Origin of the sequence: uncultured Imperialibacter sp. (assembly GCF_963974565.1) — a bacterium.
GTDB lineage: Bacteria > Bacteroidota > Bacteroidia > Cytophagales > Cyclobacteriaceae > Imperialibacter > Imperialibacter roseus.
Genome location: NZ_CAXBCJ010000032.1, coordinates 1 through 14,054, shown reverse-complemented (window position 1 = coordinate 14,054; position 14,054 = coordinate 1). Strand labels below are relative to the sequence as shown.

Annotated in this window: 9 protein-coding genes; 7 read left to right on the top strand and 2 right to left on the bottom strand. The window is 48.2% G+C overall.

All coding sequences use genetic code 11. The features are described from left to right. Nucleotides 1-31: 31 nt before the first annotated feature. Together AAC052_RS26765 and AAC052_RS26760 are read left to right on the top strand one after the other, a co-directional pair. The gene (locus AAC052_RS26765; RefSeq protein ID WP_339816204.1) at nucleotides 32-1,024 is read left to right on the top strand and encodes an SDR family oxidoreductase; all 993 of its coding nucleotides are present in this window, start codon (nucleotides 32-34) and stop codon (nucleotides 1,022-1,024) included. Nucleotides 1,025-1,135: 111 nt separating this feature from the next. Then, a complete protein-coding gene (locus tag AAC052_RS26760) occupies nucleotides 1,136-2,098 on the top strand; it encodes a M14 family metallopeptidase (RefSeq protein ID WP_317491800.1) in 963 nt (320 codons plus the stop codon). A 75-nt stretch (nucleotides 2,099-2,173) separates the two neighbouring features. Here the strand turns inward: AAC052_RS26760 and AAC052_RS26755 are convergent, their stop codons facing one another. Then, nucleotides 2,174-4,195: a M13 family metallopeptidase gene (locus AAC052_RS26755; protein WP_339816203.1), complete on the bottom strand. Its 2,022-nt coding sequence runs from the start codon at nucleotides 4,193-4,195 to the stop codon at nucleotides 2,174-2,176. Between the two features lie 394 nt (nucleotides 4,196-4,589). Between AAC052_RS26755 and AAC052_RS26750 the strand changes: the two genes are divergently transcribed. From AAC052_RS26750 to AAC052_RS26730, 5 genes are all read left to right on the top strand, one after another. Further along, the gene (locus tag AAC052_RS26750) at nucleotides 4,590-5,186 is read left to right on the top strand and encodes a sigma-70 family RNA polymerase sigma factor (protein WP_339816202.1); all 597 of its coding nucleotides are present in this window, start codon (nucleotides 4,590-4,592) and stop codon (nucleotides 5,184-5,186) included. Nucleotides 5,187-5,284: 98 nt separating this feature from the next. Further along, the gene (locus AAC052_RS26745; protein WP_339816201.1) at nucleotides 5,285-6,289 is read left to right on the top strand and encodes a FecR domain-containing protein; all 1,005 of its coding nucleotides are present in this window, start codon (nucleotides 5,285-5,287) and stop codon (nucleotides 6,287-6,289) included. A gap of 42 nt (nucleotides 6,290-6,331) precedes the next feature. Further along, nucleotides 6,332-9,898 (top strand): SusC/RagA family TonB-linked outer membrane protein, encoded by a 3,567-nt coding sequence (locus AAC052_RS26740; RefSeq protein ID WP_339816200.1) that lies wholly within the window; start codon nucleotides 6,332-6,334, stop codon nucleotides 9,896-9,898. Between the two features lie 11 nt (nucleotides 9,899-9,909). Then, on the top strand, nucleotides 9,910-11,427 hold the full coding sequence (locus AAC052_RS26735; protein ID WP_339816199.1) for a SusD/RagB family nutrient-binding outer membrane lipoprotein: 1,518 nt from the start codon (nucleotides 9,910-9,912) through the stop codon (nucleotides 11,425-11,427). 249 nt (nucleotides 11,428-11,676) lie between these two features. Further along, entirely contained in the window at nucleotides 11,677-13,161 is a 1,485-nt protein-coding gene (locus AAC052_RS26730) for a mandelate racemase/muconate lactonizing enzyme family protein (protein ID WP_339816198.1), read from the top strand. A 102-nt stretch (nucleotides 13,162-13,263) separates the two neighbouring features. On the opposite strand, the gene trxA is transcribed toward AAC052_RS26730, so the two are convergent. Next, nucleotides 13,264-13,623 (bottom strand): thioredoxin, encoded by a 360-nt coding sequence (gene trxA / locus AAC052_RS26725; RefSeq protein ID WP_339816197.1) that lies wholly within the window; start codon nucleotides 13,621-13,623, stop codon nucleotides 13,264-13,266. Nucleotides 13,624-14,054 lie beyond the last annotated feature (431 nt).

The window sequence follows — 14,054 nt, the reverse complement described above, 5'->3', positions numbered from 1 at the left end:
TACCTTAGCGACCTAAGCAGAACCATTAGAAATGAAGGTATTATTCATCGGCGGCACCGGAAACATCAGCACAGCCACCAGCAGGTTGGCAGTAGAAAGAGGCATAGATTTGTACTTGCTCAACCGGGGGAAAAGCACCCTGAAAGTACGAGGAGCCAAGTCTATTGTAGGTGACATCAATGCGCCTGAACAGTTGGAGTCAACGCTGGCCGGTCATCAGTGGGATGTGGTGGTGAACTGGATTGCCTTCACCAAAGAGGAAATAGAGCGAGACATCAAGCTGTTCGCCGGTAAAACCAAACAGTATATTTTCATCAGCTCCGCCTCGGCCTACCAGAAACCAGCCACTCACTATCTGATCACGGAATCCACTCCCCTTTTCAATCCTTTCTGGCAGTACTCAAGGGACAAAATTGCCTGCGAAGATGCGCTGATGTCGGCCTACAGAACCGACGGATTCCCTATGACCATCGTGCGCCCCTCGCATACTTACGACACCGTGATACCAGTGGCCCTTGGCGGCTGGGGGGAGTACAATATTGTGGATCGCTTGCGCAAAGGAAAGAAAATCATAGTGCATGGCGACGGCACCTCCCTGTGGACGCTGACCCATTCCGACGACTTTGCTATTGGGTTCGTTGGTCTGTTGGGCCATCCAAAAGCGATTGGGCATGCGTTTCACATCACCTCGGACGACGTGCTGAGCTGGAATCAGGTCTACGAGGGACTGGCAGATGCGGTAGGCGTTGCGCCGAACATTGTCCACATCCCTTCCGATTTTATCTGCCAGCACTGGCCAGACCAAACCGGCAACCTGTTGGGTGACAAGGCGCATAGTGCCGTGTTTGACAATACGAAGATCAAAACCTTTGTGCCGGAGTTCAAGGCTACTATTCCTTTCCATCAGGGCATCCGCCGGACTTTGGGCTGGCTGGAGGCAGATCCTTCCAGGCAGGTGATCAACCCCGAGACTGAAAAAGAACTTGACAAAATTGTCGAAAAATACCAACAGCATGGGCAATAGGTGCAGACTAACTTAGAAACAGCGCCGATCCCTGTTCCAGAAGCTTAGTCTGTCACTTTTATGGCTTATCGTTGCAGTTTCTTTTGTAGTTTAACCGCATAAAATCCATACATGAAAGAACTTATCAGACAGCTTGTGTCGGGCGATATGGCCCTAACAGCTGGCACAAAGACAACGGGCCACATACCAGTACCAGGAACGCCTATTGAAATGCCTTTTACATTGATCTGCGGGATAAAGGATGGAAAAGACATCCTTGTAACTGGCGGTGTTCATGGTGGTGAGTATCCTTGCATAGAAACAGCCATACAATTGGCGAAAGAGCTAGACCCCAATGCCGTTGCTGGTACAGTGCTTATCATTCATCCCGTCAATACAGCCGCTTTTCTGGCCAGAATGCAGTATTACGGGCCCTATGATGGAAAAAACCTCAATAGGGTATTCCCAGGCAAAGCCACAGGCACTGTCAGTGAGCGGATTGCCTACGTCATCAACCAGCTTCAAAAAGAAGCAGCCTTCTTCATCGACCTGCATGGCGGCGACATTCATGAATCGCTGGTGCCTTTCGTTATCTATTCCAATGTGGGGAGCAAAGAAGTGTCTGAACAGTCTCGTCAGGCCTCTGCCCTTCTTGGGTTTCCTTATGTGGTGGGCTCAGTATCCGAAAACGGTTCTATTGGTGGTGCTGCTTCCTGTGGAACACCAGGCTTTCTTGCGGAGCTTGGGCAGTGCGGGCGCTGGAACCAAAGCGAAGTAGAACAATACAAAGTTGCTGTCAAAAACGTGCTTCGTTCATTGGCTACGATCCCCGGGCAGGTTCAAACCTACCAAGTAGAGTATCTTGAGAAAATGCTGGTTGCAACAGCCCGGCATGAGGGGTGTTGGTACCCTGAGGTAAAGCTCGAAGACAAGGTAGCAAAGGGCCAGAAGTTGGGCGAAATTAGGGACTTCTTCGGCACTAAGTTGAGCGATTACCATGCGGAAAGTGATGGCATCGTCTTGTACCTGGTGACCTCATTAGCTATTACGACGAACGATCCACTGTGCGCTATTGGCGTTCAGTCGGCAAAATAGCAAACTGGCTGGAAGCTCTGTATCAAGACTTCCAGCCAGCTACTCATTTATGGGAAAGCTATAAGTCGTTCTGGCCTACCAAATCCTGATCCTCTCCTCTATCGGCTTGTAATTTTTATCGCCTGGCTGCACGTTGAAGGCTTCATAAAACGGCGTGAAGTTCATCAGCGGCCCATTCACTCGCCACATGGCTGGTGAGTGAGGGTTGGTGTTTACGTACGTGCGTAAAAACTCATCACGTGTTTTCACTCGCCAGATCCGGGCGATGGACAAAAAGAAACGTTGATCCGGGGTGAAGCCGTCAATTTTTGTGGTGTCTTGTCCCTGCTCTGTGAGTTTGAAGGCATCGTACGCAATAGCAATGCCGCCATTGTCCGCTGTGTTTTCTCCTACTGTCATCGCTCCTTTTACATGCACGCTGTCGAGCACAGTAAATGTGCTGTAGCGGTCAATCACCTGTTGCGTCTTGTCCTTGAATTTTTCAAAATCTTCTTCAGTCCACCAGTTCTTGATATTACCATCTTTGTCATATTGCGCACCCTGGTCGTCAAAAGCATGGGTCAACTCATGGCCGATCACCATTCCGATACCTCCGTAGTTGATAGCATCGTCAGCGTTCACATCAAAGTAGGGATATTGCAGGATGCCGGCAGGAAATACAATTTCGTTGAAGGAGGGCCGGTAGTAGGCCGTTACCGTCGACGGAGAGGGGCCCCATTCGTGCTTGTAGGGCGACTTATTCAGCTTGCCAGCCTGGTATTTGTAATTATCTTCCCTCAAGGCAATCACATTTTCAAAATACTTGCCACGGTCGATGGTAACATCATACTCTCTCCATACATCCGGGTAGCCCACCTTTTTGGTGATGGCCCAAAGCTTTTCTTTGGCCTTTACTTTGGTGCTGTCGCTCATCCAGTCGAGCTTCTCAATACGGGCTTCGAAAGCTTTTTGGAGGTTGTCCACCAGTTCCGAAATTCTCTTTTTGGCATCTTCGCCGAAGTACCGCTTCACATAAAGCTGCCCAAGGGCAAAACCCATTTGCCTGTCGACTGCTTCGGCCATTACCTGAGCACGTGGCTTTTCGGTCGACTGGCCCGACAAGGCTTTATTGTATTCAAACGAGGCCTTTTCAAAAGGTTGGCTCAAGATTTGGTCATAAGCAGCAATGGAGCTTGCTTTCAGGTAGGTTTTCCAGCCCTCAAGTGGCAATGACCCCAGCAAAGTGTTCAGTTTTTCGAAGTAAGCCGGCTGACGGACGTCAACACTGTCAGTATCAAGCCCAAGATTGTCCAGCAAGGCAGTCCACCCTATATTGGGTTGTGCCTTTTGGAGGTCAGCTACAGCCATCTTATGGTAATTGTTCTGTACGTCTCTGCGCTGTATCCTCGTTTTATGCGACTCCGCCAGCTGCTTTTCGATACCATACACAAGATCTGCTTTGGCAGCTGCTTTTTCCGTGCTGTCACCGGTTAACTCAAACAAAGTAGCTAGATATCCTCTGTAAGCACTTTGAATGCCGATGGTAGATGAATCAGTTTTAAAATAATAGTCACGGTCGGGTAAGCCCAAACCCGCTTGCCCGAAATGGGCAATGTTAACTGTGCTGTTCTTATCATCAGGCGAAATACCAGCGCTAACGATGGAATTGTCGCCGAGCTTTGACTCATCTGCCACAAAGGCCATCAGTGTTTTGAGGTCGTTAATCTTTTCTATTTTTTCCAGTATTGGCTTAATGGGCCCGAAGCCTCGCCTATTGATGGCTGTTGTATCCATTCCTGAGGCAAAAAAATCGCCTACCTTTTGTTCAATGCTTCCGGAAGGATTCTCGCCTGCCGATACCTCTTCCAAAATACTCTGAAGCAGTTTTTTCTGAGGAATATTCAGGAAGCTATAAGAGCCCACACCTGATTGGTCGTCGGCAATTCTCGCTGTGTCGTACCAAATCCCGTTCACGTACATAAAGAAGTTGTCGCCAGGTTTGACCGAAGGATCGAGCCCCGAAACATCTACATATTTTCTTTCCGGAGCACTTTGCTCCTGCTCTTTGCAGGCAACAACAGCAAGGGCTATAACAATGCAGTAAAGTATTCGCCTCATAGATTCGGTTAGTTTTTTGAAAGTTAGAAAGAATTCGAAGCAACGCACTCGACTATTCCGTTAGCGGAGGCTTATTGATGTGACTGCTTTCGAGCTATAATCGCCCGGGAGAAATAACCTTTTAATGGTCGTTTAAATAAAATTTCGTGTCAAATCGACACTTAAAGTCTATTTATACACTCTTCCATGCCTTCCTGGCAATATATTATCGCTGCTATTTAGTATATTCAGCCTTACAATGCCGATAAATAAGGTGTCGTCATCTAAGCTAATACCCTGTATTTCATCGACTACTCGGGTTCTTAAAGCATGACGTTACCTGAACTATTCAACCAAGTTCGAGTGGAAAAAATGGTATGCAGGGTAACAAGTCTATTGGTGAAACAAGTTTGTATTGAATAGCGAACGGATCATATCGACAACAGAAGCAGGGTCGCTTGATGATGAAGTGCTTTGGGGGCAATTCAAGTCCGGCAACGAACTGGCGTTCTCTGTGTTGTACAAACGCCATGTCAACAGGCTGTTCAACTATGGGATGCACAACTGTCGTGACAGAGAGTTAGTGAAAGACTGCCTCCAGGAGCTTTTTGCCAGGCTGTGGAGCAAAAGAGAAACCTTGGGAGTAGCTGGTTCAGTAAATTACTACCTGTTCAAATCCTTCCGCCGGCTGCTCATCAGTCGGATCATGGCCAACCGGAAATTTACTCTCCCGTTTCAAGGCAACCCCGACAGCATGTTTGAATTCATTCCATCCACGGAGGAATCGATGATTGCCGGGGAAACGAAAAAGCAACAGCTTGAGCTGCTGAAGCTCAGCTTTGATGCCCTGACGAAACGGCAACGGGAAGCCATTTTTCTCAAGTTTTTCAATGAGTTAAGCTATCATGAAGTCTCCTCTATTATGGAGGTGCATGTGGATTCCGTCTACAACCTGATATCAAAAGCACTAACAGTGTTGAAGAAAAAGCTGAAGGATAATCCCTCCTTCTGACTTCCTTTGGGGCTTTTCGGGCCTGATAAAAATTATTTTATAAAAAATGATGAGAAATTGACGATGCTCTTCTCTTCTAAGTATTAAATAAGTTTCTAGTGAAAGACTATTACCACTTTTCGGCGAACGACTTTGCAATGGACGATTCTTTTCGAACCTGGGTTTGGAAACCCAACGACGAAAGCAATGCCTTTTGGCGGGAATGGATCGCTAAGCATCCCGACAAAGCTACTGACGTTGAAGAAGCTATTGCACTGCTGAAAAAGCTCGACTTTCCGGCGTATGCGCTTTCTGATTCAGAAGTATCAGGTCTTTGGATCAACATAAAAAACGATCCTCATCATGCTGTGGGAGTCATCCAGGCCAAACCACACCCTCCACGATGGTTGTGGTCTGCTGCGGCTGTGGTGGCCCTGGTAGCCATCGGGCTGTCCGCAGTTTTTATCGTCAATTGGAACGCCACCTTTCGCTACGAGACTGCTTACGGTGAAACCAAGCAAATACTACTCCCAGACAGCTCTTCAGTCGTTCTGAATGCTAATTCGAGCATTGAGTTCAGAAACGACTGGGAGGAAAAAGAGCTGAGGGAAGTTTGGCTGGACGGAGAGGCGTTTTTCGAAGTGGTGCACACCCGCAGCCACCAGCCATTCAGGGTTAAAGTGGCAGACGGGGTAGCAGTGGAAGTACTTGGCACCAGCTTTAATGTTTACCACCGCAAGGCCGACACCAAGGTGGTACTTAATACCGGTCAAATTGCACTCAGTTTTCCCGGGGAAAACAAGGAAGAAAAAATCTTGATGCAACCAGGTGAATTGGTTGAGTACAAGAACAAGCAATTCAGCAAACGACAGGTAAACACACAGGTTTATGCAGCCTGGACGGATAAAAGGGTGATCCTTGATAAAACTTCGTTGGCTGAAATGATAGAAATGGCGAGCAACAACTTCGGAGTGACCGTCCGTGTCGAGACGGAGTCGATGCTTGAGCAAACGGTGTCAGGGTCAATGCCTGTGGGAGATTCAGAAAGCTTTGTGCTTCAAGTCGCCAAGGTTTTTCAGCTGAAAGTAGAAAAGAGAAAAGACTACTACCTTTTAAAGAATTGATAATACCGACTTAAAAAATGATAACACCTACATTAAACTACTATGAGAAAGCTTTATCTGATTGTTTTTATTACCTGTGTGATGGCGCATCAGGCTGCGTCACAGTACCAGCAAGCTCTTGCTTCTGCCTTTAACCCGCAATCGATTGCGGAAACCAAGGCTGAGTCTATTTTACTTGAAAAGGGTTTGGAGCAGCTTGAAAAAAAGTTCAATGTGTCAATTGCCTATCGGGATGAATGGGTGAAAGGCAAGAAAGTGCAGGCACCGTCGTCTGACAAACGAAACGTGGAGGAAGCACTTGGTGAGCTCTTGAGTGAAACAGAGCTCTACTATGAAAAGGCGGGTTCTGGATTCTACGTGATATCATTAAAAAGCCTCCAGAATGCAGGAGTATCGGAATCTGCGTCAGCATCAAAAGCCCCTGACCTGTCAGTTGGCGTCACCTCCCCTGCTGCCAACCTCAATTTTAAGACCTACTCCAAATCAGGCCGCAAACAAAAACGGGAAAGCCAGCCTGATTTCACAGTTAGTGGTACCGTAAAAGATGAAAACGGAAACGGGTTTCCGGGTGTGAACGTCATCCTGAAGGGATCGTCGAGCGGCACATCTACTGACGCCACTGGGAAGTATTCACTTTCGGTGCCTGATGAGAACACGGTTTTGGTTTTTTCTGCCATTGGCTATGCCACACAAGAAGTGACTGTGGGGGCAAGAAGTGTAATTGACATTTCCCTTCAACTGGACGTCAAGTCACTGGAGACAGTGGTAGTTACAGCCCTTGGTTTGGAAAGGTCAGCCAAAAGCCTCGGCTACGCCACCTCCACAATTAACTCTGATGAACTTTCAATCAACAGAACACCCAACATGATGAACGCATTGACTGGGAAGGTTGCTGGAGTGAGCATTTCCGGTCTTGGAACAGGCCCTGCGGGTACGTCAAAAATCCGCATCCGTGGCCAGTCCTCTATTTCCGGCCAAAACAACCCTCTTATCGTCGTCAATGGCGTGCCAATTGACAACACTAATTTTGGCAGCAACCCGGGTAATTCCGGATCCGACAGCTCCATTGGCGTCAGAGGCGGAGGAAACACCTCCGACGGCGGTGACGGACTTTCCAGCATCAATCCTGATGACATTGAAAGCATGACTGTTTTGAAAGGAGCGGCAGCGTCGGCTCTTTACGGGTCTCGTGCAAAGGATGGTGTTATCATGATCACCACCAAATCTAGGGGAGCCGCCAAAGGCCTTGGCGTTACCTACAACATGAACTACACCAACGATACGCCCCTCGACTTCACCGACTACCAATACGAATATGGTCAGGGTGAAAACGGTGTCCGCCCAACAACAGCCAACCCCACATCGGGTCAGTGGTCTTTTGGTGAGAAATTCCAGCCAGGTATGACCCAGGTATTGTTTGACGGACTAACGGTGCCTTATGAGCCGCAAAGAGGAATGTTGAAAGACTTTTACCGAAATGGTCAAAACCTAACCAACACGGTATCTTTGGCTGCGAACTCTGATAAAGGTGGCCTCAACCTGTCGTTTGCCAACATGAACAGTCAGGGAATAGTACCTAACAACTCGTACGAAAGAAAAACAATTAATCTGGGCTTCGGCTACGACCTGTCAGACAAGCTGAGCTTTAAGGGAAACATCAACTACTCCAACGAGTACAACAAAAACCCTCCAAACGTCGGGCAGCAAGACAACACCATCCCCACCTCATTGATGGCAATGGCTAATTCGATGCCTCTTGACGTGCTGAAAGCAAACAGGTACGATGCCGACGGCAACGAATACGTGTACTCACGCTTTAGGAATAGAACAAACCCATATTTCGTATTATCAGACCAGTTTCAGAATATCCGCCGTGACAGGGTATTCGGTAATATTTCCGTTAAATACGACATCACGAATTGGCTCTTTGTGCAGGGACGTGTGGGCCAGGACTACTGGTCCCGTGATCAGGAATACAACAACTTCCCCACTGGCCAGGCTTCACGGGCGGCGGCACCGGCTGGGTTTGTTAATGGCTTGTACACACAGGATTCACGCCGGTTCAGAGAGATCAATTCTGACTTCCTGATTTCCGGAACCAAAGAATTTGGCGACATCGGGGTTAATATCACCGCTGGTGGTAACAAGATGTACAGACGTTCAGATCTTAACAGCGTACAAGTTACCGATTTTGTTGTAAGAGGGCTTTACACTGTTCAAAACGGCCGGGCCAAGGATCCACTCTACGACTTGTCTGAGAGAGGTGTGAACTCTCTCTACGGGTCTGCCGAGGTGAACTACAAACGATTTGTTTACCTGAATGCAACGCTACGGAACGACTGGTTTTCTACATTGTCAGAAGCAAACAGAAGCATCGTTTATCCATCAGTATCTGCTAGCTATGTGTTTTCTGAATCGTTCGACGCACCCAGCTGGCTGAACTTTGGTAAGTTCAGGGCCGCTTATGCGAGAGTGGGTAGCGACACCGACGTACCCCCCTACTCCAACGTGTTGTTCTACGGAGTTAACTCCAATTTGGCGTTGAACCCGGCAGGTGCTGGTCAGCCAGTTGGTGGTTCAAACGGCAACACAGTGCCCAACCCCAATTTAAGGCCTATGGAAATAGCCGAAACCGAACTGGGCATTGAGCTAAAGATGTTCAACAATCGGGTCGGGCTGGATCTTGCGGTTTACAAAAAAGTCACTACCGACCAGATCGTTTCTGCTCAAATATCTGATGCATCAGGTTTTGTCGATTCCCGCATCAACAGCGGCCAGAGCCAAAACAAGGGTATAGAAATGTTGCTCAATTTCAGTCCAATCCGGACAAGTGATTTCTCCTGGGACTTCACTTTTAATGGGGCCTATAATATTACAAAGGTACTCAGCCTGCTCACTGACACGCCGGGCGAACGAATTACCGTGGGTACCCACGTATTCAATGGCGAATTGAGACAAATAGTGGGTGAAGAAATGGGGCAGATTGCCGGGTTTGGCTACAGAAGGGATGACAGCGGTCGCCAGATATTTGGAACGAATGGCCTGCCCCTGAGAACCCTGGAGTTAGTCAATTTTGGCAGCGCACTTCCAAAATGGGTTGGCGGCTTCAACAATGCCTTTAATTACAAGGGAGTTAGCGTTTCTTTCCTCATCGATTTCAAGTTGGGAAACAAGATGCTATCGGGCACCAACTTCAATGCCTACCGTCACGGGCTTCACAAAGCTACGCTTGAAGGTAGAGAAAACGGTGTTGTGGGCGATGGCGTTGACATCGATGGCAACGTGAATACTGTTGTGGCGCCAGTTCAGTCCTATTGGGAAATAGTGCGTTCGCAGGCACTTATTGAGCCTGTGGTGTACAATGGCGGCTACTGGAAAGTGCGCCAAATAACTGCCGGATATGATTTCACAAGATTCTTCGAGCCCAGTTCATTTATCAAAGGTTTGCGACTCAATCTGGTAGCCAACAACGTGTTTCTGCTGAAAAAATGGGTAGACAACATTGACCCCGAAAGCTTTGGGTATAGTTCTGACAATTTGGTTGGCATGGAATCGCCAGGTCTTCTTACTACCCGAAGCATGGGTTTCAACCTGAATGTTAAATTTTAATCAGCCCTATCATGAAAAACATAAATAAACTCTTTCTAATGGTTTTTTCGTTTGTCTTCATCACCTCGTGTGACAAGGATTTTGACGAAATGAACGTGAGCAAAACAGCCGCCACAGCCATCGATCCTGCTTTTATACTGAACAGGGCCGTGCTCAACTCCTCTTTTCAAACAGCACAACTTGTGTATGAGATTGGAATTGTACAACAAATAATTAGCCCCAACTCTGGTGTGCTTACAGGAGCCAATTACAATCAGGACAACCGTGCGTCTACTCAGGGCAACTGGCAAAACTACTACAGAAACGTGATTCGGAACACAAAGGACGTGATTGCCCAAGCCAGCGGAGACCCTGCCAGAGCCAACCTTGTGAGCATGGCCAGAATCCTGCAGGCCAACGCCTTTATGGTGCTGACCGACACGTACGGCAACATCCCCTATTCTGAAGGCGGAGATGGCTACAACACACAGATTTTCTTTCCTTCCTATGATACGCAGGAGTCCATTTATCCGAAGCTGATTCAGGAGCTACAAGAGGCATCTGCTGCACTTAATGCGAGCGGAAGAGTGGAGCGGGCCGATGTACTTTTTGGTGGCGATGTAGAAAAATGGAGAAAATTTGGTTATTCATTGATGCTTAGAGCTGGCATGAGACTAAGCGAGGTATCGCCAGCCACAGCCCAGTCAACCGTAGCAGCAGCATTCAACGGCGGGGTGATTCTTACTAATGACGATAATGCCTTTATCAGGCATGACGCCAACTATGCCAACCCGATGGGGAATACGCTGAACTCTACTGAGGCTGCTAACTTCTATCTGGCAAAACCGTTTGTGGATGCCTTGCAATCTACAAACGACCCTCGCCTGTCGGCCATAGCCATTCGTTATGTAGGCGCCACTTCCGGGCCCACGCAGGTGGTAGAAGTAGGCTCAAAAGCGGCAGCGGATCAAATCGGTATGCCACTCGGCCATGACAATGGAACAGTGACCGGCGCAGCCGAGGCTGACGGACTGGCCAGCTTCTATGATTACAGCCAGGTGGATCGTCGCAGAATGGCCAAATTAGGTTCTCCGGCATTCCTGGTAACGGCAGCACAGACTAATCTGCTGCTCGCAGAAGCCAGGGTCAGGGGTTGGATTACGTCGGGCACGGCCGCTCAGTACTATGAAGCAGGCATAAAAGCGCATATGGATCAACTGGCCACTTTTGATGCCGCTTCGGCAGTGGCCGCTACCGACAGAGACAATTACGTGGCGGCAAATCCGTTGGGTGCTGGTACAGAACTGGAGCAAATCAATACACAATATTGGATTGCTTCCTTCTTGAACGGACCTGAGGCATTTGCCAATTTCAGGCGGAGCGGTTTCCCGACTTTGTCACCTAATCCTTTTCCCGGCAGGGAAGTGGTATTTATCAACCGGCTCACCTACCCCAACTCTGAGATCTCGGTGAACACCGAGCAAGTAAATGCAGCCATTGCTGCTCAGGGTGCAGATGATCTTGAGACCAAAGTATGGTGGGATAAATAATAATAGCGAGGCTGTAAGAGGTTGTTTGGAAACAACTCTTACAGCCCAGCTATTTTGGCTTGTTTATCAATGCCAAAGCTGGGGTGAAAAATCAAATAGCAGCACCTCTCACATCTTTTAAAATAGTTGCTGGAACCAGCAAGAACGGATGCAGTTGAGTAAGTTCCCAAAGAACACTACCGGCTACTGTTATGTATCTAATGCTCAATGAATTGCTCCAAAAGAGCATCCAAATAAAAAACAAACCCCATGAAAAACGTACTACAGGAAATCATCCAAAAGAATAAGCAGCGGGAGAGAGAAGCTGCACTTGTACGCCAGGCTGAAATTGATAACGCAGAAACTCCCGACAACCGGCGCAGCTTTTTAAAGAAAACTGCTCTGGGAGGTTTGTCGCTCGCCGGTTTGATGAGTTTGTCCTTTGAGGACAGCATGGCACAAACCACCTCCAAAGTCCAGAAAGCGTCTGCTCCCTCCGACCTCAAAATTACCGACATGCGCTATTGCCTAACAGGTGTTATGGGTGGCACGGCCATCATCCGCATCGACACCAATCAGGGTATTTACGGCCTTGGCGAGGTGCGAGATGCGGCAGACCCCCGCTATGCTTTGATGCTCAAGAGCAGGATACTGGGAGAAAACCCGTGCAACGTAGAACGGGTATTTAAGATCATCAAGCAGTTTGGAGGACAGGGACGTCAGGCAGGCGGTGTGTGTGCAGTAGAAATGGCACTTTGGGACCTATGCGGCAAAGCCTACAATGTTCCGGCCTGGCAGCTGCTTGGCGGCAGGTACCGGGATACTGTTCGTATCTATGCCGACACGCCAGAGTCGCCGGATTTGGAAGTTTTTAAGGAAAAAGTAAAGTTCCGGACAGTCGACCAGGGGTATACCTGGCTAAAAATGGACGTTTCAATTAACGTGCTAAGAGATATTCCGGGTACGCTGGTCAACCAGGCTTTTTGGAGGTCGAACGGTTCTCAATTTTCAGGCGATTTTATGTCGTACGCAAATGCCAGACACCCATTTACCGGCATCCAGGTGACGGAAAAGGGATTTGAAATTCTGGCCCAACGGGTGGCAGATGTTCGTGCCGTGGTGGGAGACGAAATTCCCATGTCTACCGATCACTATGGCCATTTCGACCTCAACAATATGATTCGGCTGGGCAAATCGCTGGAAAAATACCGCCTGGCCTGGCTTGAAGACATGGTGCCCTGGCAATATACTGAGCAGCACAAAACAATTACCGATGCATTGGAAACACCAACTACTACAGGTGAAGACATCTATCTGCTGGAAAATTGCAAGCCACTTATCGACGTCCATGCCGTGGACATCATCCACCCCGACCTAGCCTCTTCAGGCGGCCTGCTGGAGACGAAACGTATTGGTGATTATGCTGAAGAAAAAGGCATCGCCATGGCCATGCATCAGGCCGGTACACCAGTTTCTTTTATGGCAAATGTACATTGCGCTGCCGCCACCGAAAACTTCCTGGCATTGGAGCACCATTCTGTCGATCTGCCATGGTGGGAAAGTATGGTAAAAACGACGGACGGACGAAAGCTGATTGACAAAGGCTTTGCCCCTGTGCCGCTCAGCGCACCCGGACTGGGGATTGAACTGGTGGATGACGTGGTAAAACAGCACCTTGATGCCCGTGACACCTCTTACTTTGCTCCCACCAGGGAATGGGATGCAAAGCGTTCCCACGACAGGACATGGAGCTAAAAATGAGGTAAAGCAATAGTTGTTCAGCCAAGAACATTTGGACAAAAAACTGCACAGCGATCCTGTGCAGTTTTTCTTTATAAAGGGCCATTCGAAAGGAGCCTACACCGAAGCCACCAACTCTTTTTCGATGACCTCTTTCAATGTATGCTTGGGTAAAGCACCAGCCTGCATCATAGGCTGTTTTGTCATGGGTATAAAGAGCATGCTGGGAATGCTTCGTATTTGGAAAACAGCCGCCAGTTCCTGCTCTACCTCCGTATCAACTTTGTAAATGGTCACTTCAGGGTGCTCATTAGAAAGTTCTTCAAGCACCGGTGCTACCATTTTGCAGGGCCCGCACCAATCGGCGTAGAAGTCGATAATAGCGGGCTTTTCACCCTTGAATTTCCACTCTTTTTCGGTGGTATAGTCGAAAACATCGTCTTTGAATTGTTGTGTAGTCAATTTGACAGTTGCCATGGTTGCTTGTTTTAATTTTCTACAAAAGTACTAGTTCTTCTAAAGGAATTTTGTGACACATGTCACGTAAGCCGAGGAGGCAGAGTCAACATCATAAAACCTGTTTCCGTTCAGTAGGGCTGATTAGCCACTCTCTTATTTTTCTCTTTCTAAATATCAGGCAAAGACGCCAAGTCGCAAAGAAAAACCGCTGTCCGATATCTTCACCGATCTGGCAGGCACTTTCCTGCTGAAACCAACTTTGCGGCCTTAATTAGCCACAAAGGCACAAAGGCTCGAAGCATAGCACATAACAACTTTGCAGTTTGCTCCAGCAAACTTGCCCCTTGCGTGATGTATAATTCAATAAAAAAGAACAACAAGATCTTCACCGGTTCGGCAGGCACTTTCCTGCTGAAACCAACTTTGCGGCCTTAATTAGCCACAAAGGC

What these genes read in the sequence shown, in the direction of transcription:
- trxA (WP_339816197.1), bottom strand. Translation starts at nt 13,623, where the DNA reads ATGGCAACTGTCAAATTGACTACACAACAATTCAAAGACGATGTTTTC.
- AAC052_RS26755 (WP_339816203.1), bottom strand. Translation starts at nt 4,195, where the DNA reads ATGAGGCGAATACTTTACTGCATTGTTATAGCCCTTGCTGTTGTTGCC.
- AAC052_RS26740 (WP_339816200.1), top strand. Translation starts at nt 6,332, where the DNA reads ATGAGAAAGCTTTATCTGATTGTTTTTATTACCTGTGTGATGGCGCAT.
- AAC052_RS26765 (WP_339816204.1), top strand. Translation starts at nt 32, where the DNA reads ATGAAGGTATTATTCATCGGCGGCACCGGAAACATCAGCACAGCCACC.
- AAC052_RS26760 (WP_317491800.1), top strand. Translation starts at nt 1,136, where the DNA reads ATGAAAGAACTTATCAGACAGCTTGTGTCGGGCGATATGGCCCTAACA.
- AAC052_RS26735 (WP_339816199.1), top strand. Translation starts at nt 9,910, where the DNA reads ATGAAAAACATAAATAAACTCTTTCTAATGGTTTTTTCGTTTGTCTTC.
- AAC052_RS26730 (WP_339816198.1), top strand. Translation starts at nt 11,677, where the DNA reads ATGAAAAACGTACTACAGGAAATCATCCAAAAGAATAAGCAGCGGGAG.